Genomic DNA, 21,037 nt, shown 5'->3' on the forward strand with positions numbered 1-21,037 from the left:
CTTCAGCATTCCCACTCGGAGCGGCTGAACAGGTAGCCCTTGCCCCACACGGTCTTGATCTTGCGCGCCTCGCCGGCGTGGTCGTCGAACTTGCGCCGCAGTTTGGAGATGGCCACATCCACCGAGCGGTCGGTACCGTTGAATTCGATACCGCGCAGGCGTTGCAGAATCTGATCGCGGCTCAGCACTTCGCCGGCATGCCGGGCCAGCACCACCAGCAAGTTGTATTCGCCGCTGGACAGCTCGACCAGTTGCCCGCGCCAGGTCACAGTGCGCTCGGACAGGTCGATGCACAGGTTGCCCATGAGAATACGGTCATTAGCGGTCTGCGGTTCGCTGAGGCTGCTGCGACGCAACAGCGTGCGTACGCGGGCCAGCAACACACGGGGCTCGCAAGGTTTGGTGACGTAGTCGTCTGCGCCCATTTCCAGGCCCAGCACCTGATCGTGGCTGTCGTCACGGGCGGTGAGCATCAGGATCGGCAACGTCGCCGAATCGGCCCGCAGCAAGCGGCAGACCTGCAAGCCGTCGAGCCCCGGCAGCATCAGATCGAGAATCACCAGGTCCGGCGGACTGACCCGCGCGCGTTCGCGTACATGATCGCCGCGGCTGATCACGCTGACGGAATAACCGTTGCGTTCCAGGTAGCTGGCAATCAGTTCCGAGAGTGCGGTGTCGTCTTCGACCAGGAGGATGTTGGGCATGGGTGTTTCCAGAAAGTGCTGTGGCGACTGGCGGGGCCTCATCGTGGGCTTGCCCGCGAAGGCGGCCTGACCGTCGCAAAAAGTTTCAAGCTGCGAAGGATATACGCCCTCATGCATACGCGAGCAAAACCCTTACACAATTTCACACAGCACCAACAAAGCTTCACCGCTACCCTCATCGACTCCCCGTAGGATGCGGGTAGTCATTATTGGGGTATTTCCATGTCAAAGAACCTGCTTGCCACGCTCAGCCTGATTGCCCTGGCGTTGGCGCTGAGCGCTTGTGACCAGTCTTCGACCGCCGAAGAATCGGCACCGCTGGCCACGGTGCGCATCGAAACCGTCGAAGCTCGTCCTCTGTCAATCAGCAGTGACTTGAGCGGGCGGATTGCCGCGCCACGAATTGCCGAAGTGCGTGCCCGGGTTGCCGGCGTGGTGTTGCAGCGGGTCTTCCGCGAAGGCAGCGACGTGAATAAAGGCGACGTTCTGTTCCGTATCGACCCGGCCCCCTTCAAGGCCGACCTGGACAGCGCCGAAGCCGCGCTGCGCAAGGCCGAAGCCAACGCGTTCCAGGCCAGATTGCAGGAGCAGCGTTACGCCCAGTTGATCGAAGGCAACGCCATCAGCGCTCAGGATTACGACAATGCCCGAGCCAATGCCCGGCAGACCGCCGCCGATGTCGCCGCCAACAAAGCCGCGGTGGAGCGGGCGAAATTGAACCTCGGTTATGCCACCGTCACCGCGCCGATTTCCGGGCGCATCGGTCGCGCGCTGGTAACTGAAGGCGCGCTGGTGGGCCAGAACGAAACCACGCCGCTGGCGCTGATTCAGCAGTTGAACCCGATCCACGCCGACCTGACCCAATCGACCCGTGAACTCAACGACCTGCGCCGGGCCTTCCGTTCCGGCCAACTGAAGGAAGTGGGCCAAGGCCAGGCCAAAGCCACACTGATCCAGGACGACGGCAGCCTTTATCCATTGCCCGGCAAGTTGTTGTTCACCGACATCACCGTCGACCCGGGCACCGGTCAGATCATTCTGCGCAGCGAGTTCCCCAACCCGGACCTCGACTTGCTGCCGGGCAGCTTCGTTCGCGTACGTCTGGAGCAGGCCTTCAATCAGCAAGGCATCAGCGTGCCGCAACGGGCCATTCAGCGTGACAGCGCCGGTGTCGCCCAAGTGCTATTGCTCGACGCCGAGCAGCGAGTCGGCCAGCAACCGGTAGAGCTGGGCCCGGTGCAGAACGATCGCTGGATCGTCACCCGCGGCCTCAAGCCCGGTGACCGCATCGTCACGGAAGGCCTGCAACACGCGCGCCCCGGTGAAAAAGTCCAGATCGACAACACCCCTCTTCCACTTGCCCAGGTTTCTGGTCAGTAAGCAGGACGCTTTTTATGCCGCAGTTCTTTATCGACCGCCCGGTATTCGCCTGGGTAGTTGCCTTGTTCATCCTGCTGGCCGGTGCGTTGGCCATTGGGCAGTTACCCGTGGCGCAATACCCGAACGTTGCGCCGCCGAAAGTCGAAATCTACGCCGCCTACCCCGGCGCTTCGGCGCAGACCGTGGACGAAAGCGTGGTCAGCCTGATCGAAGGAGAACTCAACGGCGCCGACCATCTGCTGTACTTCGAATCCCAGAGCAGCCTCGGCAGCGCCACCATCACCGCGACGTTCCAGCCGGGCACCAATCCGGAAATGGCCCAGGTCGATGTGCAAAACCGCCTCAAAGCGGTTGAGTCGCGCCTGCCTCAAGCGGTCACCCAGCAGGGTTTGCAGGTGGAGAAAGTTTCCGCCGGTTTCCTGCTTCTGATCACCCTCACCTCCAGCGACGGCAAGCTCGACGACGTGGCGCTCAGCGATTACCTGGCGCGCAACGTGATGAACGAGATCAAGCGTCTGGACGGCGTCGGCAAGGCCCAGTTATACGGCGCCGAACGGGCGATGCGGATCTGGATCGACCCGCAGAAGCTGATCGGCTTCAACCTGACTCCGGCCGACGTCAACGCAGCCATCGTTGCGCAGAACGCTCAGGTTTCCGCGGGCAGCATCGGCGACTTGCCGACCCGCACCACTCAGGAAATCACCGCGACCGTTCTGGTCAAAGGCCAGTTGTCGACGCCTGAAGAATTCGCCGACATCGTGCTCAAGGCCAATCCTGACGGTTCTACCGTGCGCATCCGTGATGTGGCGCGGGTCGAGATCGGCAGCCAGGAATATCAGTTCTCCACACGCCTGAACGGCAAACCGTCTACCGCCGTCAGTGTGCAACTGTCGCCGGGCGCCAATGCCCTGAGCACCGCAACGCTGGTGCGAGCAAAGATGGACGAACTGGCGCGCTATTTCCCGGCCGGTGTCGAATACAAGATCCCGTACGACACCTCACCCTTCGTCAAGGTCTCGATCACCAAAGTGGTTTACACCCTCGGCGAGGCGATGGTGCTGGTGTTTGCGGTGATGTTCCTGTTCCTGCAGAACATCCGCTACACGCTGATCCCGACGCTGGTGGTGCCGGTGGCGTTGATGGGCACGTTTGCGACCATGCTCGCGCTGGGCTTCTCGATCAACGTGTTGACCATGTTCGGCATGGTGCTGGCCATCGGCATTCTGGTGGACGACGCGATTGTGGTGGTGGAGAACGTCGAACGAATCATGGCCACCGAAGGCCTGTCGCCCAAGGAAGCGACGCGCAAGGCGATGAAGCAGATTACCGGCGCGATCATCGGCATCACCCTGGTGCTGGTGGCGGTATTCATTCCGATGGCGTTCATGCAGGGCTCGGTCGGGGTGATTTACCAACAGTTCTCGCTGTCCATGGCCACGTCGATCCTGTTCTCGGCGTTCCTCGCCCTGACGTTGACCCCGGCGTTGTGTGCGACGCTGTTGAAGCCGATCGCCAAAGGCGAGCATCACGAAAAAGCCGGATTCTTTGGCTGGTTCAACCGGCGCTTCGAACAACTGACCGAGCGTTATCAGGGCTGGGTCGCCTATGCGTTGAAACGCACCGGTCGTTACCTGTTGATTTATGGCGTGCTGCTAGTCGGCCTGGGACTGTGTTTCAGTCGTCTGCCCTCCTCGTTCCTGCCGGTGGAAGACCAGGGCTACACCATCACCGACATCCAACTGCCACCGGGCGCGAGCAAGAATCGCACAATAAATGTGGTGGAGCAGATCGAAGCACACAACGCCACCGAACCGGGCGTCGGCGACAGCACAGTGATTCTCGGCTTCAGTTTTTCCGGTAGCGGGCAGAACGCTGCGCTGGCGTTCACCACGCTCAAGGACTGGTCGGATCGGGGCAGCGACGACTCGGCGAGTTCCATCGCCGATCGCGCCAACATCGCGCTGAGCCAGATCAAGGATGCCATGGCTTTCTCGGTGCTGCCGCCGCCGGTTGACGGTCTCGGCACCTCCAGCGGTTTCGAGTTCCGCTTGCAGGACCGTGGCGGCCTCGGCCATGCCACGCTGATGCAGGCGCGTAGCCAGTTGCTGGCGGCCGCCGAGAAGAGCCCGATCCTGATGAACGTGCGCGAAAGTGCCCTGGCCGAAGCGCCACAGGTTCAGCTGATCGTGGACCGCAAGCAAGCCAACGCCTTGGGCATCTCCTTTGCCGACATCGGCAACGTACTGTCCACCGCTGTGGGTTCGGCTTACATCAACGACTTCCCCAACCAGGGGCGAATGCAGCGAGTGGTGGTCCAGGCTGAAGGCGATCAACGCAGCCAGGTCACCGATCTGCTGAAGATTCACGTACGCAACAACGCTGAAAAAATGGTGCCGCTGTCGGCCTTCGTCCGGGCCAACTGGACCCAGGGCCCGGCGCAATTGACCCGATACAACGGCTACCCGGCCATCAGCATTTCCGGCGAACCGGCGCCCGGTTACAGCACCGGCGAAGCCATGGCGGAAATCGAACGGCTGGTGGCGCAAGGCCCGGCGGGGTTGGGTCAGGAATGGACCGGGTTGTCGTTGCAGGAACGCTTGTCCGGCAGTCAGGCGCCGATGCTGCTCGGTCTGTCGCTGCTGATCGTGTTCCTGTGCCTGGCGGCGCTGTATGAGAGTTGGTCGATTCCGACCTCGGTGCTGCTGGTGGTGCCGCTGGGTGTGCTCGGCGCGGTCCTGGCTGTGACCCTGCGCGGGATGCCCAACGACGTGTTCTTCAAGGTCGGGCTGATCACCATCATTGGCCTGTCGGCGAAGAACGCAATCTTGATCATCGAGTTCGCCAAAAGCCTGTATGACGAAGGTCATGACCTGATCGATGCCACGCTGCAAGCGGCGCGCCTGCGGTTGCGGCCGATTGTGATGACATCGCTGGCGTTCATTCTTGGGGTGGTGCCGTTGGCGATTGCTACCGGAGCCAGTTCCGCAAGCCAGCAGGCGATCGGCACCGGGGTGATCGGCGGGATGATCACGGCGACATTGGCGGTGGTGTTTGTACCGGTGTTTTTTGTGGTGGTGATGAAGTGGGTGCGCAAATCCGCCAAACCCCACTGACTCCACCTGTAGGAGCTGCCGCAGGCTGCGATCTTTTGACTTTGCTTTTAAAGATCAAGATCAAAAGACCGTCCGAACGCGGCCCGAGCCTTCGGCAGCTCCTACAAAAGCGACGTCGCGTGCGCTATGGTGCTGGAACGCACCATCAAAGTGAGTCTCCATGCCCTTCCTCGCCCGCACCCACCCTCGCCTGTCCGCCGCCGCCACCCTTGGCGTCGCGGCAGGCATTCTGGCTCCGGCCGATTCGATCCTCGGCAAAATCCTCATCGGCTGGAATGCCGGGGTCTGGACGTATCTGGCCCTGATCATCTGGCTGACCATGCGCTCCAAAGCCGACGACGTGAAACGCATTGCCGAAGTCGAGGACGAAAACGCCGGGCTGGTGCTGTTCACCGTGAGCATGGCTGCACTGGCCAGCCTCGCCGCCATCACCCTCCAACTAGCAGGCAGCAAAGATCTGGACACCTATCACCGGCTGTTGCACTACGGCTTTACCGGGATGACCGTGATCGGCTCGTGGCTGTTGATCGGGGTGATTTTCAGCGTGCATTACGCCCGGTTGTATTACACCTGGGAAGGCAAGGAACCTGCGCTACGATTTGCCGAAGGGCTGACAACCCCCAATTACTGGGACTTCCTGTACTTCTCGTTCACCATCGGCGTGGCGGTGCAGACCGCGGATGTCGGCGTGGCCACGCGGGAGTTGCGCAAGATCGTGCTTGCGCAATCGTTGATCGGGTTTGTGTTCAACACGGCGATATTGGGGTTTTCCATCAACATTGCCGCCGGTTTGTTCAGCTGACGACCGCACCCTGCTCTGTTCAGCCTGGATACCAGCGTTTTGTGCCTGCATGCTGAGGCCATCCATTCACAGATTTTGACAGCTGTAACCTGTCAGGTTTGACAGTTTACAACCCGTCAGGAAAACGCTTCCATGGTGCATCCAGAGTTAGGGTCGGACGGCCTTTGGATACTTCCTTTTAGTGAACGGAGATCCTATTCATGAACGCTGTAATCAAACAAATCAGCTTTGCCCCAGGTAACTATGTTACTGCGAAGGCTTTCGCCAACACTGGTACACCCATCGAGGATTTCATTGCCACTTCCCGACTGATAGACCAGGTAAAAGTCGGCGTTCAACAACTTGATGCCGTACAGATTACGGCCATCGATCGACCCGCTTCGAATACTAAAGCCAAAAGCTATCCGGCACGTGAAATTATCATCATCCTCCCCAAGGACTTCCCGGTGGGCAAACATGCGATCAAAAGCAGTCCCGATGTGGCACTCAGCTTTAAAGACGACACCGTGGTAAGTGAAGCCATTTCAGGCGAAATCGAAATCGAACCGGCTGTCGACAGCGCTAACGTCAAAGCCAGGTTCAAGGTGGTCGTAGAGAATGCCGACGAAACTACATTTCAGCTCAATGGTGATTTTCAAGTTTTGAAATATTAACCGCTGTGTAAACCTTATTCAGGACGGGACACACAGTCAAAAAAAGGGAAGCCAGCGCTTCCCTTTTTCATTCGCGTCAGAACTTGTAATGCGCCCCCATGTTCACGCCAAAGTCCTTGGTAACGCCATCGCCCTTGCTGGTATCCAGTTCCGCGTGTAGCTGCCAGCGGTCATTGAGGGTCCAGGATGCTCCGGCGGCAACCTCCAACCGGCTGCCGGACAAATCATTGTTGAATTTATTGTTATTGACGCGCACCTCATTGGTCTTCACGAACTCATGAACGCCAGCAACACGCACATGAGGTTGCAGGACGCTGCCGTCAGACAGCGTCATGCCACGTCCCAGCGTTACACCCGCCTTGCCGAGCATGGAACGTGTGGTGTCGGCGTCGACCTTCAGGCCATTGTCCAGACCGAAGTCCTTGCCTTGCACGGAGGCTGCCTGCCATTGAGTGAACACCTCTGCGTAATAGCCGTCCTTGAAGTCGATGCGCTTGCCGAACTCGACCGATGCACTGGCCCCCAGATTGTTGTAGTTGCCTTTGGTTTTGGTGTTATCGCTCAGTGCGACATTGGCTTCATTGCGGAAGTGATTGAGCTTGGCCACCGTATCCAGGTAATAGCCACTATCACCCAGCCAGGTGCCATAAACGCCGAGGGATGTACTGCCGATTTCACCGGAGCTGCCACGGCTCAGATCGAGATCGGATTTGCTGTAACCGGCAAATACACCCAGCAACACGCGCTCGCCCGCGATCTCCACCGGGGTATCGACCCCCATCGACAACCCGTACTGGCGCTGGCTATAGCCGTTCCCGTAGGCATTGTTGCCGATGCTGTACCGACTGCCGAAAGACCGGACCCATCCGCCGGTTTGCCCGCCATTGACACGTAGATCGCCCATCCGGTTGTTCAATAGAGCCATTTCGCCGTAGGTCACCGCAGGCGTCGTGCCGGCAATCGCCAATATCGAGCGGGTCGGTGTGCTGACGACTTCCTTGTCGGGTTGCAAGTACCAGTCATTCCCGTCCTTCACCAGTCTATAGGTGAACGCCCCGACATCGACCTGGTTGTTGACGAGGCCGTATTGCGCGTTTGAAGCAACGCTCTGCACCACCTTGATCGAAGCATCATTGACCGGATCGAAACCCGAACTGCGAACCAGCAACTGATGATTGCCGGCAGCGCTTGCAGTGATATTCAACAAATCACTGATGCCCTGGTTGAAATCGGTACTCATCCTGAATGTACCGTTGCCCGCCAGGTTGGCCACGTTCAGTTGAAAATATTCCTGATTAGTGCCTAATCGGACTCCGCCGCCATTGCTGAGTGTCAGGTTGTTCACCGACTGGCTGCCGGTCATCTGCCAGAGCGCCTGATTACTGATGGCGAAATTGGCGACGTTGTTCACTTGCCCCGTCAGGCTCGCCCCGTTATCCAGTGTCAAGCCAGAAGCACTGCCCGTCGCAGCGTTGACGTTGCCGGTCATGATGCTCTGGTTGTTGATGGACACGCTGGCGACATTGTCCAGGTTACCGCTCAGTGTCGAACCATTATCAAGCGCGACACTTGAAGCACCCAGCACATTACCGGTCATACGTGCCTGATTATTTAACACGGCGGTCGTGACGTTTTGCAGGTCCCCGGTCAACGATGCATTGTTCTGCAGCGTGACGTTGGCGGAACTGCCGGAAGCCACCGTTACATTACCGGTCAATGCGCTGTTATCCACAAGGAAACCAGCCGAGGCGCCTCGCCTGACTTCCAGCAACGTATTGTTGCCTGAGACCAGGCTCGAGCCATTACGCACTTCGATGTTGGCCACGGTCGGAAAGTTCGGCGCGTTGATGCCGACCACCAACGCCGACCCTGTCTTGCCTTCGACACGGGTAGCGTCCAGAACGATGGTGGTTGGAATGACAGTCGATACTTGCGTGTCGGTGCCCACCGTCACGCCATTGAGGCCGCCGGTGATCGTACTTCCGGTGGCCGACAGTGAACCCTCCAGCATCCGAATCCCGAAACTGGTGGCGCCAGTCCCTTCAACAGTGGAATTTCGCAGATTGAGGACGCTGAACCGGTTGCCCGCGATACCTCCTTGCAAACCTCGAACGACAGACCCATTGCGCAATATCACATTCGAACCACCGACGCTGGCGACGTTTCGTACCGCAGAGATGCCGATGCCGGTGGCACTGTTGACGCTCGAGTTGTCCAGGTTGGCGCTGGCGTTGGTCAGGGAAATACCTGAACCCGTTGCGGCGCTGACGTTTGAGCCAGTCAAGTTGAACACACCACCAGCAGCACTGGTCATCTGCAGTGTTGTGGCATTGGTGGCGTTCAACGTAGCGTTGCTTTGAAGCTGCCAGGTTTGCAGGGGTGTCGTGGCGTCGATGGCTTGAGTGGTGCCCGCCGGAACAGTGGCAGCCTGAGTCATCGATGAATTCATCAGAAGAGGCATCAGGGTTGCCACCCAGAAGCTGATCGATGTTTTCAAAAAAGGAAATTGCGACTTTGGCAACATAGTTGAGTCCTACTCGATTGCATTCCATCAGGAACGAGTTTCCGACTCAAACGGTGTGCGAGCCGGACTAAAACGGTCGCCAGACTACGGATAACTTTCCCGGGGATATGTAGGATCAATCTCCGTCTTTGTACGATTTATCCCCTTGATTCGTAAGCTCGTACGTATCTGACTTCACCTCCTCGGATGAGGACGACAATTGCTGTCGCCCTTATCCTGGGAAGTTTCATTCGAAGCGCTGCTGATCCGTTATCAAGGACGGTTCTGCTCGCAATACACCAGGCTCGAGTTCAAGAGCGCCACGGGGACGATGACCTCGGAAGTGATTCCGTTGACCGTATACGCGATGCGCGCAAAACGGGTGGCAGGTCGCTGACCCGGGCCGGGGCTTGGCAGCTGGATCGTCCTGATGGCGGTGTAGTCCGTCAGGTTGAATTCCAGCACTCCGGTCGCTGGCATAGGCCTCGAATCCGTGATCTGAGTGCCGGGAATTGCAGCCCCACCCGCCGTGTTGGTGACCCGGCCCTCAAATTCCAGGTTCACTATTGCGCCTGTAGGGATATTGGGATCACGCAGGATCCTGATCCGCAGGCTGCGCGCCGCGTAAGGCGGCATCGGCCCGTTCGCTACAGTCGGGTGATCCATGCTTGGACAGTTGATGGAAGTCGCGACACGCTCCGGCACCAGGGTCCCGGTGGCTGTTCTGAAGGCTGAAACAATGATCTGTGGCGCAGGCAGATTGATCACGATGGCTGTCACGTTGACCGGGGTCACGGGCGTCTGCGTCATCACGTTCGCGCTGCCAGGGTATCCGATGGTGATGTAGGCTTCTCGCGCCGTTGCACCACTGCCGTTGCCTTCGGCCAGGATCGTGGCCCAAGGCAATGTCGTGGTGACCGTCGGCTGGTCACCCCGCACGCCCACCGGGCTCCCCACTTGCTTGCCCTGGTAGTAGAACGTCACGATTTCACGGTCTGTCACCGGCCGGTTTGGATCCCTCCACAAAGGCCAGGTCATGGTGGCGTCGAGGCCTGCCTGTGCCGTGCCAAGCGTGTTGGGGGCGGGTACCGGAGTGCCTGCGCCCTGAACCGCCACCGGCTGAATGTTGGGGTTTAGCGGGTCTGGCAGGTTCGGTTGCTCAGGCCCGGCGTACGATCGATCGAGAATACCGAATTGCTCCGGCTGCGAAACCGGATCAGATGAAATCGTAGGACGAATCAATCTGTACCTGTATGTGAACTGCTCCTCATCCTGGCGATTGGGGTCCGCATACACAGCGGCCCAAAACGCATCGTCCAGGTCGAAAAACAGTGTCTGTGGACCCGGTGTACCGACAGGCGGAATTTGTTGTTCAGGGATTGTCGGTGAAGGAACACCATTCGAATCAAAGACTTCTGGAACGATCCGATCACCGGGAAGCCCGTTCAACGGAAAATCGACTTCCATTACAGCTTTGGTGGGAAACGCTGACGTCCCAAGCGTAATAGGCGTTTGACCATTAGGACCGGTGACCGGGATCCTTGGCACGCCCAGTACCGGGGCGGGGGCACTTACCCGACTGAACAGCAACGTGATGGCCGAGTTGTTGCTGATATTTCCTGGCGCATCCTTGAGGTTATAGGAATAAAAGTACGAACCATCCCTCAACGCCTGCAGATCGGCCAGAGGAATGTTGATGACCCCGCCAACCGGCAGCGGAAAATCGATGACAGAGGCTCCGTTGACGTCGCCCTGCATCCCTGTAAATGTTGTTTGCGTAGAAACATAGATACTGACGCGATCGGTTAACGCTTCGAATTTTGTATAGCCGGTAGGAATGGGCAAATCGAGACCGCCGGCGTTGGCGGGATCCGCCAGCCAGGCGTCGTCAATCCTCGTAGGCAAGCCAGTCTGGCTGATCAACACAGGCCGTGTGCCGGTGCCGTTGCCCGTACCGGGTTGGCGCTGGTAAGGCGCGGTCAGATCGACTTTGAACTCAAGAGGTGGATCAGATATATCGGGGTTGGTGTGGGCGTCATAAATAATGAATGTCGCGCCGTATTCCGCGTATTCGCCGTTCATATCAAACCTGTCGACCAGTCGATCGAGTGCAGCTCCAGTCACGTCAAAATCGATCGGAAACGTCCAGTCAGCCGCTGGCTGATTGGCTTTCAACAACTCCAAAACCACCCATGTCGGGTCGAACTCTATGGGCTTGACCCCTTTCGGGTGCACGTGAAGTTCGATTCTGTGAGCGCCTTCAGGCGTTTTGTCATCGACATCGGCCAATTGAAATGTGACCCGTCTGTCGACTTTCAGTTGTTGATAGGGAATTCGGCCATCAGGCAACACACCGACAATAGTCGGAGGCAAGGCAAGGACACCGCCAGATTTAACCTGCATATTCATGTTTGTATGCTCCATGGATGAATTAATCGTTGAACCATCAACGTTGTGTCCCAATGAAAAATCTCGCGACTCCTGGCTGCATGTCCCTGGGATTGACGTTTTTCTTGCGTTTGTGTGTTCTACAACGGTTGAACTTGAGACTCCTTGAGTTATGGGCCGCAAGGTGGATTCCCCGATACGCCCCGGTCGATCTTTACCAGGCCCGGGGCCGATCGACCCAGAGCGACACCCTTTCGATAAAGCGTGTACTGAGCGAGTGCCGATGCGTTGATGACCATAGGCTTGATATGTTTTTCGTATTTGTCGCTTTCGAGCCTGAAGTCGAAGCCCAGCGCTGAATCGGCTTCCTGCTGCGTCAATGTTTTGCGCAAGCTCAGCGCCGTGCCTGGAATGGCGTTACCGCTGCCGTTGAGGCTGCTGAAGCCTACCCATCCCAGTTCACACACATCGCCTGCAAGGAACCGCCCCGGTTGTGCCGGAACACGCACAGTGACCACCACCCAGATCGCTGGAGACGTCCTGCAATTCAGGTAACCCCACAAGGTTGCGTTGGGAAAGACCGGTTCCTTCAGGTTGACCGGGACCGGGCGTTTGAGGATGAACACCTGCGCCAGCGAGTCATCCTCGTTCTTGGTATCTCCAGACGTCACCTTGTAGGTCAGAGTGATGTCACCTATCAGTTGCAGGAACTGCGAGGGCAAGTGGATCGAGGTCGGAAACACCACCGGGACGGGAAAAAGGTTGTTGTAAAAACGAGTGTCGGACGTTGCCCCAGGCTCTCGAATCCAGATCTGCAGCAAATCACTCTCGCCAGGTTTGAGCGAAGGTGCGAGCCAAGGGGGGATTCGCAGTGTCACGCCATTGAGGTGCGCGTCCGGCGGAAGCACCTTATCGGCACCGACACCGTCAATGCTTAATGGCGCGGCGAATATTCCGATGGGTGTCGTTGTGCTCATTCGCCGTTCTCCAGAGGCCTTGAAAACCCTTTGCTTCGGGAGAAATTAAACGCAGTAATCGCGATCTCGCCTACTGTCAGATCTGACAGGTTTAACTACCGCTGGTCGGAATACTCCGGCCCTGTCGTCGGGTTCAGATCTTTTCAAGCTTGACGAGCCGATGGGTTATGCGGTTACCTGAAACCGGTTTCAGACCTTGCGGTCGCCCCTGAATAATTCCAATAAGAAGGCTGTCTATCCGTGAACGACTTCTCCGCCGCCCAGCGCAGCCGCGTCACCATGCTCGACGTCGCCGAACACGCGGGCGTCTCCAAGGCCAGCGTCTCGCGCTTCATCGGCGATGACCGCGCCCTGCTCTCCGATGCCACGGCCCTGCGCATCGAGCAGGCGATTGCCGAATTGGGCTACCGCCCTAACCAGATGGCCCGCGGCCTGAAACGTGGGCGCACGCGTCTGATCGGCATGTTGGTGGCCGATATCCGTAACCCTTATTCGATTGCTGTGATGCATGGCGTGGAAACCGCCTGCCGTCGGCACGGCTACAGCCTGGTGGTGTGCAACACCGATCGCGATGACGAGCAGGAACGTCAGCACCTGGCGCTGCTGCGCTCGTACAACATTGAAGGCTTGATCGTGAACACCCTCGGCCACCACGTGGATGAGTTGCGCGAATTGCAGCAGGAAATGCCCATGGTGCTGGTGGATCGCAAGGTCGAACAGTTCGATAGCGATCTGGTGGGGCTAGACAATCCTGCCGCCGTTGAAATGGCCCTCGCCCACCTGCAAGAGCGCGGTTATCGCGATGTGCTGTTGGTGACCGAGCCGTATGACGGCACCAGTTCACGGATCGAGCGGGTCAGCAGTTTCAAGGCGCAGATTGCGCAACGTCCGGCGCTCTCAGGCGCGGTAGTTGAAACCGGCGGCGATCTGACCAGCCGCTTGAAAACCTTTCTTGAAACCCCTGGCCCGAAAGCGCTGTTTTGCGCCAACGGCATCGCTGCGCTGGCCAGCACCCATGCGTTGCGTGAATTGAAGTGCAACCTGTTTGAGGATATCGGGCTGATCGCCCTGGATGATCTGGATTGGTATCCGTTGGTGGGTAGCGGGATTACCGCCCTCGCCCAGCCGACCGAGGACATTGGCGCAAGTGCGTTCGAGTGTTTGCTCAAGCGTTTGCGCGGGGATGGCGGGCAGGTGCGGACTTTGGATTTTGCGGCGCGGTTGATCGTGCGGGGGTCGACTCTTGGGCATTTTCGGTGACTGAAAGAACGGCATCGACCACTGATATTTCTTTGAACATTTTTTTTGAACAGAAATGAAACCGGTTTCAGAGGTGATAACAATGAACAAACCACCCGTTTCCATCAGCCTGTCCAGCTACGGCGCCGAGCTTGTGCGCCAACGTGGCCAGGGTAGTTTTGTCGAAGTGCTGGCCGCTGCCGGTGCCACGCACATTGAATGGCGCGAAGAGCTGCTGACCCTTGAAGACCCCGCGCAATTGGCCGACTCCACGCAATCCCGGGGCCTGGAAAGCGTGTATTCCTCGCCGCTGGAGTTGTGGCTGGCCGGGCAATCGGCACCCAACCCTGAATTGCTCTCGACCCTGCAACGCGCCGAGGCATTCGGCGCCCAATGGCTGAAAGTCTCCCTGGGTTATTTCACCGATAACAATGACCTGCAAACACTGGCGCATGTGTTGCAGCAGAGCCCGGTGCAATTGCTGGTGGAAAACGACCAGACCTTGCACGGCGGCCGCATCGAGCCGTTCCAGCGTTTCTTCGCCGACGTCGAGCAGCATCAGTTGCCAATAAAAATGACCTTCGATATCGGCAACTGGCAATGGCAGGACCAGTCCGCCGCCAGCGCCGCGCGAATGCTCGGTCGACATGTCGGCTACGTGCACTGCAAAGCAGTGGCGCGTCGGGTCGACGGCAAACTGGTGGCGGTACCACCGGCGGCCAGTGACTTGCACCTGTGGCAACAATTGCTGCGGCACATGCCCCATAACGTAATGCGCGCGGCGGAATATCCGCTGCAAGGCGATGACCTGGTGCAGTTGACCACCGAACACGTCGCTACCCTCGCCTGCCTCGGCCAATCCCGCCTGGAGCCTGCGCATGTCTGAGATCGAGATTCTGTCGTTCGGCGAAACCATGGCGATGTTCGTTGCCGAGCAGAACGGTGAACTGGCCGACGTCGGCCACTTCCACAAGCGCATTGCCGGGGCCGACAGCAACGTCGCCATTGGCCTGTCGCGATTGGGCTTTAACGTCGCCTGGCTGAGCCGGGTGGGCGCCGATTCTCTCGGCCGTTTCGTCATCGATACGCTGAAGAAAGAAGGCCTGGATTGCAGCCACGTCGACATCGACCCGGCCCACCCCACCGGGTTTCAACTCAAATCCCGCGCAGATGACGGCAGCGATCCGGTGGTCGAGTATTTCCGTCGCGGTTCGGCGGCCAGTCACTTGTCGGTGCAGTCGATTTCCCCGTCGCTGCTCAACGCCCGGCACTTGCATGCCACCGGCATTCCTCCGGCGCTATCCGCGTCGGCCCGGGCAATGTCCTTCGAACTGATGACCCGCATGCGCGATGCCGGGCGCAGCGTGTCGTTCGACCCCAACCTGCGCCCGAGCCTGTGGGCCAGCGAACAGCAGATGATCAGCGAGATCAACCGCCTCGCCGCCCTCGCCCATTGGGTGCTGCCGGGGTTGAGCGAAGGACGGTTGCTGACCGGTTTCGAAGACCCCGCCGACATCGCGGCGTTTTACCTCGACCAGGGCGCCGAAGCCGTGGCGATCAAGCTTGGCCCGCACGGCGCGTATTACCGCACGCATCAGGATGAAGGTTTCGTCGCAGGCGTACCCGTGGCAACCGTGGTCGATACGGTCGGTGCCGGTGACGGGTTTGCCGTGGGCCTGATCAGCGCCCTGCTGGAAAACCACGGCGTTGCCCAAGCCGTACAACGTGCCAACTGGATCGGCAGCCGCGCGGTGCAGAGCCGTGGGGATATGGAGGGGTTGCCTACCCGAGCCGAAATGTATGCCGACTTGCCCGAGATAAGGCCCGCATAGTCACCACCGCATTTAAACCGTTACCTGCTGCGACAAAAACAACAAGCTCAGGAGCATCACTATGAAAACCGCAACACTGGCCACCCGCCGCTGGTGGTACATCATGCCCATCGTGTTCATCACCTACAGCCTGGCGTATCTGGACCGCGCCAACTACGGGTTCGCCGCCGCCTCCGGGATGGCCAAGGACCTGATGATCACCCCGGGGTTGTCTTCCCTGCTCGGCGCACTGTTCTTCCTCGGCTATTTCTTCTTCCAGATTCCGGGCGCGATCTACGCCCAGAAGCACAGCGTGAAAAAGCTGATTTTCGTCAGCCTGATTCTCTGGGGTGCCCTGGCGACCTTGACCGGGATCGTCTCCAACGCCTACTGGCTGATCGTCATTCGTTTCATGCTCGGAGTGGTCGAAGCGGCGGTGATGCCGGCGATGCTGGTGTACCTGTGCCACTGGTTCACCCGTGCCGAACGCTCGCGCGCCAATACCTTCCTGATCCTCGGCAACCCGGTGACCATGCTGTGGATGTCGGTGGTCTCGGGCTACCTGATCCAGCATTTCAACTGGCGCTGGATGTTCATCATCGAAGGCTTGCCGGCAGTGGTGTGGGCGTTTATCTGGTGGCGTCTGGCCGATGACCGTCCGGCTCAGGCCAAGTGGCTCAACGACCAGGAAAAGCAGGACCTGGAAAGTGCCTTGGCCGCCGAACAGGTCGGCATCAAGGCAGTGAAAAACTACGCCGAAGCCTTCCGTTCGCCAAAAGTCATCATCCTCGCCTTGCAGTTCTTCTGCTGGAGCATCGGCGTCTACGGTTTCGTGCTGTGGCTGCCATCGATCCTCAAGGCCGGCGCGCAAATGGACATGATCGAAGCGGGCTGGCTGTCGGCGCTGCCGTACCTGGCGGCAGTGATCGGCATGCTGCTGGTGTCCTGGGGCTCGGACAAGTTGCAGAAGCGCAAACGCTTCGTCTGGCCTCCGCTGCTGATCGCCTCGATTGCGTTCTACGGCTCCTACGCGCTGGGCGCGGAGCATTTCTGGTGGTCCTACACCCTGCTGGTGATTGCCGGTGCCTGCATGTACGCCCCGTACGGGCCGTTCTTCGCCATCGTTCCAGAAATCCTCCCGGCCAACGTGGCCGGTGGAGCCATGGCGTTGATCAACAGCATGGGTGCGCTCGGTTCGTTTGGCGGCTCTTATCTGGTCGGTTACCTGAACAGCTCCACCGGATCGCCCGGTGCGTCTTATCTGTTGATGAGCGGCGCGTTGCTGGTGTCGGTGGTGCTGACGATTTTCCTCAAGCCCGGCGCCAGTGACCGGGTCGTGGCCAAAACCGCCGCGCCCCGGCCGGTGGCGGCTCATTCCTGAATGGATGTAGATATGAAAAAGCAGGTTGTGCTGTACAAGAAACTCTCGCCGCTGCTGATGGCTCGCTTGCACGAGCAGACCGAGGTGACACTGATCGACAGCCTCGACGCCGAAGGCCTGGCCAAGCTGCGGCAGGCCCTGCCCCGTGCCCAAGGGTTGCTCGGCGCCAGTCTGAAACTCGATGCCGGGTTGCTCGACCTGGCACCGAACCTGGAAGCGATTGCCAGTGTGTCCGTCGGCGTCGACAACTACGACATCGACTACCTGACCGAACGGCGGATCCTGCTCAGCAACACCCCCGACGTGTTGACCGAGACCACCGCCGACACCGGCTTCGCGCTGATCCTGGCCACCGCCCGACGCGTGGTGGAACTGGCGAACATGGTTCGCGCCGGCCAGTGGAACCGCAACATTGGCCCGGCGCATTTCGGCAGCGATGTGCATGGCAAGACGCTGGGCATCATCGGCATGGGGCGGATTGGCGAGGCGTTGGCGCAGCGTGGGCATTTCGGTTTTGGCATGCCGGTTGTGTACCACAGCCATTCGCCGAAACCGGCGGTGGAGCAGCGCTTCAATGCGCAATACCGCAGCCTGACCGAGTTGTTGCAGCAGGCCGACTTCATTTGCCTGACCCTGCCGCTGACCGCCGAAACTGAAAAACTGATCGGCGCCCGGGAGTTCGCCTTGATGCGCCCGCAAAGCATCTTCATCAACATTTCACGGGGTAAGGTGGTGGACGAAGAGGCGTTGATCGAGACGTTGCAGCAGAACCGGATTCGCGCTGCCGGACTGGATGTGTTCGAGCGCGAACCGTTGCGCCATGACTCGCCGCTGTTGCAGTTGAACAATGTGGTGGCGACGCCGCATATCGGCTCGGCGACCCATGAGACACGGGAGGCGATGGCGACTTGTGCGGTCGAAAATTTGTTGGCGGCGTTGGCGGGTGAGCGGCCAGTGAATCTGGTGAATGCCGGAGCGTGGAAGGGGTAAGGAACTGATCGTTCTCACGCTCCGCGTGGGAACGATCAGGCCCGTCGCATCTGCAGCAAATCCGCCGCACAGGACGCAATCCGCCGACACGCTTCCGCCAGCTTCAGCTGGTCCACCACCAGCCCGATGCGTATGTGCCCCGCCGCACTCGGCCCGAAGGCTTCGCCGGCCAGCACCGACACGCCATAACCTTCCAGCAGCCGCTCGGCAAAATCCTGGGCGCCGAGCCCGGTCTGGCGCACATCGAGCATCACAAACATCCCGCCATCGGGCTTGATCGGCCGGATACCGGGGCAACCGCTCAACCTCGCGCACACCAGATCGCGTCGCTGGCGATACTCCTCACGCATCAGCGCCACTTCCGGCAAATCCTTATCGAGTGCCGCTTGCGCGGCTTTCTGAACGAAATCCGGAATGCCGAACAGCATGCACAACGACAGATGCATCACATGATCGGCCAGTGGTTTCGGGCCGATCATCCAGCCTACCCGCCAGCCAGTCATGGCATGGGATTTGGACAAACTGTTAAGGGTCGCGGTGCGCTCGGCCATGCCCGGCAGGCTGGCCGGGCTGATGTGCTCGCCCTCATACAACAAGTCGCTATAGACCTCATCGCTGATCAGCCAGAGGTCATGTTGCACACACAGCGCCGCCAGTTCCTGCCAGCTTTTCAAGGAAAGGCTGGCACCGGAGGGATTGTTCGGACTGTTGAGCAGAATGACCCGGGTTTTAGCGGTGATCAGCGCTGCGACATCCGCCGGCTCGACCCGAAAGCCGTTCTCCGGACGCACCGCCACCGGCACCACGCTCGCCCCGCAGGCACCGAACACGCCTTCATAAGTGACGTACATCGGTTCAGCGATGATCACTTCGTCACCCGGGTCGAGCAGGCACTGGGCAACCGAATACACCGCGCATTGAGCGCCGGGCAGCACGATCACATGGTCGGCGTCCACCTCTTGGCCGCAGCGCTGCTGGTGACGGCTGGCGATGCTGCTGCGCAATGTACGGGTGCCGCGCACATCCGAGTAATGGGTGTCGCCGGCCAGCAGGCTGTCGATGGCCGCGTGGACGACCGGCAGCGGCGTATCGAAATCCGGGTCGCCGACCGACAGCAGCAGCACGTCGACGCCCTGCTCGCGCAATTCCAGCGCTCGATCGTGAATCTTCCAGGCTGCCGCTCCATCACCGTCGATTCGTTGGGTCAAGGCTGAATAGCGCATGTACTTCTCCTAACGCGCGAGTTCCAGTTTCAACCCTATCTCAAATCACGAAACGCGCCACCATTGCGTTCAAATCTACCGCCAGTCGTGACAGTTCATGGGTGGCGGCGCTGGTCTGGTTGGCACCGGCGGCCGACTGGGTGGCCAGGTCGCGGATGTTCACCAGGTTGCGATCGACTTCACGGGACACCTGGGCCTGTTCTTCCGAGGCGCTGGCGATCACCAGATTGCGTTCATTGATCAGCTGAATCGATGAAGTGATCTGCTCCAGGGCGACACCCGCCGCACGGGCCATTTCCAGGGTGCTTTGGGTGCGCTGATTGCTTTGTTGCATCGACGAAACCGCTTCACCAGTACCGTTCTGAATGCCGGCCACCATTTTCTCGATTTCCTGGGTCGATTGCGCAGTGCGATGGGCCAGCGCCCGGACCTCGTCCGCCACCACCGCAAAGCCACGCCCGGCCTCCCCGGCACGGGCCGCTTCGATGGCAGCGTTGAGGGCCAGCAGGTTGGTCTGTTCGGCGATGGCGCGGATCACGTCCAGCACTTTGCCAATGTCGCGGCCCTGAGTGGCCAGCCCCTCGATCATCAATGCAGTGTTTTGCACGTCGTGGGTCATGGTCTGGATCGCGTCGACGGTTTCCACCACCCGGTCACGACCTTCACGGGCGGCCTGGGTCGACTGGTTCGAGGCTTCGGACGTCGATACCGCGTTGCGTGCCACTTCTTCCACGGCGGCGGTCATTTCGTTGACGGCGGTGGCGGCCTGTTCAATTTCGTTGTTCTGTTGTTGCAGGCCACGGGACGCTTCTTGGGTCACGGTGCTGAGTTCTTCGGCGGCGGCGCCCAGTTGCGTCGCGGAGCCGGCGATCTGTTCGATGGTCTTGCGCAGGTTCGTCTGCATGGTGGCCAAGGCGCCGAGTAAACGCGCCGGTTCGTCGTTGCCATCGACTTCGATGACCTTGCTCAGGTTGCCGCTGGCAATGGTTTCGGCCGCAAGCACCGCACGGTTCAGCGGCGTGACGATACTGCGGGTCAACAGCCAGGCCAGCAGCACGGTCATCAGGGCAGCGACCGCCGAGACCACGATGATGCCATTGGTGGCAAAGGCAAACTGCTCTTTGGCCTGGGCATCGGCCGCAGCCGCGCCAGCCTTGTTGATGGCAATCAACTTGTTCAACTGCTCGCCCATCTGATCGGTACCGTCCTTGATCCGGGTATTAATCAGGTTGAGCATTTCATCCAGTTTGTTCTGCCGCGAAAGCTCCATCATCTCACGCACCGCTTGCAGGTATTTGTCCAGCGTGGCCGAGAATGTCTTGAATAACGCCGCTTCCTCATCGCCGGCCGGCAATGCCCCATAAGCAGCCTGTGCCTGCTTGACCTTGTCCACCAGTATCCCGATTCGGGTTTCTGCTTCTTGCAGGCTCGCGGGCTCACGGTTCACCAGAACCCGGAACGAGAGAATTCGCAGACGCAGCACGTTTTCGGTCATGACCCCCAGGAAGCCGACGCTGGGTAGCTGATTGCTTTCCATATCCACAGAGGCCTGTCGGATGATCGACATGCGATTCGCCGCAAACACACCCAGCACAATGACCAGCAAGGCGATGAAAGCGAAACCGAGGAAAGCTCGAGGCGCGATTTTCAGATTACGCAGTGACATAGGATGATCTCGATAATTGAGGCGGCGAGCATCCTTGCGGTGATCACTGGCGGGCGGGCGATGGCGCGCACCTTTCAGTTTGGCGCCACTGTTGTAATTGGTTTGTGTACGCCTATTGGCTGTATCGGCCGGGGTTTAGGATTTTTGCAGGGGGGCTGGAGAAATATTTTTCAAGGGCGGCAGAGTGTTTCAGCGGTGAAACAGATG

General features: G+C 59.4%; 15 protein-coding genes. 9 read left to right on the forward strand and 6 right to left on the reverse strand.

Features of this window, described 5'->3' with window-relative positions; all coding sequences use genetic code 11:
- Nucleotides 1-2: 2 nt before the first annotated feature.
- Nucleotides 3-704: a response regulator gene (locus AC1DQM_RS03305; RefSeq protein ID WP_018929113.1), complete on the reverse strand. Its 702-nt coding sequence runs from the start codon at nucleotides 702-704 to the stop codon at nucleotides 3-5.
- A 222-nt stretch (nucleotides 705-926) separates the two neighbouring features.
- Between AC1DQM_RS03305 and AC1DQM_RS03310 the strand changes: the two genes are divergently transcribed.
- From AC1DQM_RS03310 to AC1DQM_RS03325, 4 genes are all read left to right on the forward strand, one after another.
- Complete coding sequence (locus tag AC1DQM_RS03310) at nucleotides 927-2,084, forward strand: efflux RND transporter periplasmic adaptor subunit (protein ID WP_138867501.1); 1,158 nt, start codon at nucleotides 927-929, stop codon at nucleotides 2,082-2,084.
- Nucleotides 2,085-2,098: 14 nt separating this feature from the next.
- Nucleotides 2,099-5,197: an efflux RND transporter permease subunit gene (locus tag AC1DQM_RS03315; protein ID WP_192379113.1), complete on the forward strand. Its 3,099-nt coding sequence runs from the start codon at nucleotides 2,099-2,101 to the stop codon at nucleotides 5,195-5,197.
- Nucleotides 5,198-5,357: 160 nt separating this feature from the next.
- Nucleotides 5,358-5,999 (forward strand): DUF1345 domain-containing protein, encoded by a 642-nt coding sequence (locus AC1DQM_RS03320; RefSeq protein ID WP_019649642.1) that lies wholly within the window; start codon nucleotides 5,358-5,360, stop codon nucleotides 5,997-5,999.
- Nucleotides 6,000-6,199: 200 nt separating this feature from the next.
- Nucleotides 6,200-6,652 carry a hypothetical protein gene (locus tag AC1DQM_RS03325; protein ID WP_138867499.1) on the forward strand — a complete coding sequence of 151 codons (453 nt, stop codon included), beginning with the start codon at nucleotides 6,200-6,202 and terminating at the stop codon, nucleotides 6,650-6,652.
- Nucleotides 6,653-6,728: 76 nt separating this feature from the next.
- Here AC1DQM_RS03325 and AC1DQM_RS03330 read toward each other — a convergent pair whose 3' ends face one another.
- The 3 genes from AC1DQM_RS03330 to AC1DQM_RS03340 all read right to left on the reverse strand — a co-directional run bounded on the left by AC1DQM_RS03330 (nucleotide 6,729) and on the right by AC1DQM_RS03340 (nucleotide 12,520).
- Nucleotides 6,729-9,089, reverse strand: a complete 2,361-nt coding sequence (locus tag AC1DQM_RS03330; protein ID WP_230139157.1) for an autotransporter outer membrane beta-barrel domain-containing protein — start codon at nucleotides 9,087-9,089, stop codon at nucleotides 6,729-6,731.
- A gap of 339 nt (nucleotides 9,090-9,428) precedes the next feature.
- Complete coding sequence (locus tag AC1DQM_RS03335) at nucleotides 9,429-11,564, reverse strand: hypothetical protein (RefSeq protein WP_225602745.1); 2,136 nt, start codon at nucleotides 11,562-11,564, stop codon at nucleotides 9,429-9,431.
- Between the two features lie 149 nt (nucleotides 11,565-11,713).
- On the reverse strand, nucleotides 11,714-12,520 hold the full coding sequence (locus tag AC1DQM_RS03340) for a hypothetical protein (RefSeq protein WP_064617742.1): 807 nt from the start codon (nucleotides 12,518-12,520) through the stop codon (nucleotides 11,714-11,716).
- Between the two features lie 240 nt (nucleotides 12,521-12,760).
- Here AC1DQM_RS03340 and AC1DQM_RS03345 point away from each other — a divergent pair, with 240 nt between their 5' ends.
- The 5 genes from AC1DQM_RS03345 to AC1DQM_RS03365 all read left to right on the forward strand — a co-directional run bounded on the left by AC1DQM_RS03345 (nucleotide 12,761) and on the right by AC1DQM_RS03365 (nucleotide 17,941).
- The gene (locus AC1DQM_RS03345) at nucleotides 12,761-13,780 is read left to right on the forward strand and encodes a LacI family DNA-binding transcriptional regulator (RefSeq protein WP_111453285.1); all 1,020 of its coding nucleotides are present in this window, start codon (nucleotides 12,761-12,763) and stop codon (nucleotides 13,778-13,780) included.
- Between the two features lie 82 nt (nucleotides 13,781-13,862).
- A complete protein-coding gene (locus tag AC1DQM_RS03350; RefSeq protein WP_138867497.1) occupies nucleotides 13,863-14,645 on the forward strand; it encodes a sugar phosphate isomerase/epimerase family protein in 783 nt (260 codons plus the stop codon).
- Nucleotides 14,638-15,591, forward strand: a complete 954-nt coding sequence (locus AC1DQM_RS03355; RefSeq protein WP_111453283.1) for a sugar kinase — start codon at nucleotides 14,638-14,640, stop codon at nucleotides 15,589-15,591. The genes AC1DQM_RS03350 and AC1DQM_RS03355 overlap by 8 nt, the downstream gene beginning before the upstream one ends.
- 61 nt (nucleotides 15,592-15,652) lie before the next feature.
- Nucleotides 15,653-16,951, forward strand: a complete 1,299-nt coding sequence (locus AC1DQM_RS03360; protein ID WP_138867496.1) for an MFS transporter — start codon at nucleotides 15,653-15,655, stop codon at nucleotides 16,949-16,951.
- A 12-nt stretch (nucleotides 16,952-16,963) separates the two neighbouring features.
- A complete protein-coding gene (locus AC1DQM_RS03365; RefSeq protein WP_138867495.1) occupies nucleotides 16,964-17,941 on the forward strand; it encodes a 2-hydroxyacid dehydrogenase in 978 nt (325 codons plus the stop codon).
- 35 nt (nucleotides 17,942-17,976) lie between these two features.
- Here the strand turns inward: AC1DQM_RS03365 and AC1DQM_RS03370 are convergent, their stop codons facing one another.
- Nucleotides 17,977-19,164: a pyridoxal phosphate-dependent aminotransferase gene (locus AC1DQM_RS03370; protein WP_064617730.1), complete on the reverse strand. Its 1,188-nt coding sequence runs from the start codon at nucleotides 19,162-19,164 to the stop codon at nucleotides 17,977-17,979.
- Between the two features lie 40 nt (nucleotides 19,165-19,204).
- Nucleotides 19,205-20,830, reverse strand: a complete 1,626-nt coding sequence (locus tag AC1DQM_RS03375; protein ID WP_138867494.1) for a methyl-accepting chemotaxis protein — start codon at nucleotides 20,828-20,830, stop codon at nucleotides 19,205-19,207.
- Between the last annotated feature and the right edge of the window lie 207 nt (nucleotides 20,831-21,037).

The sequence above is a fragment of the Pseudomonas sp. 01L34 genome (assembly GCF_056400265.1).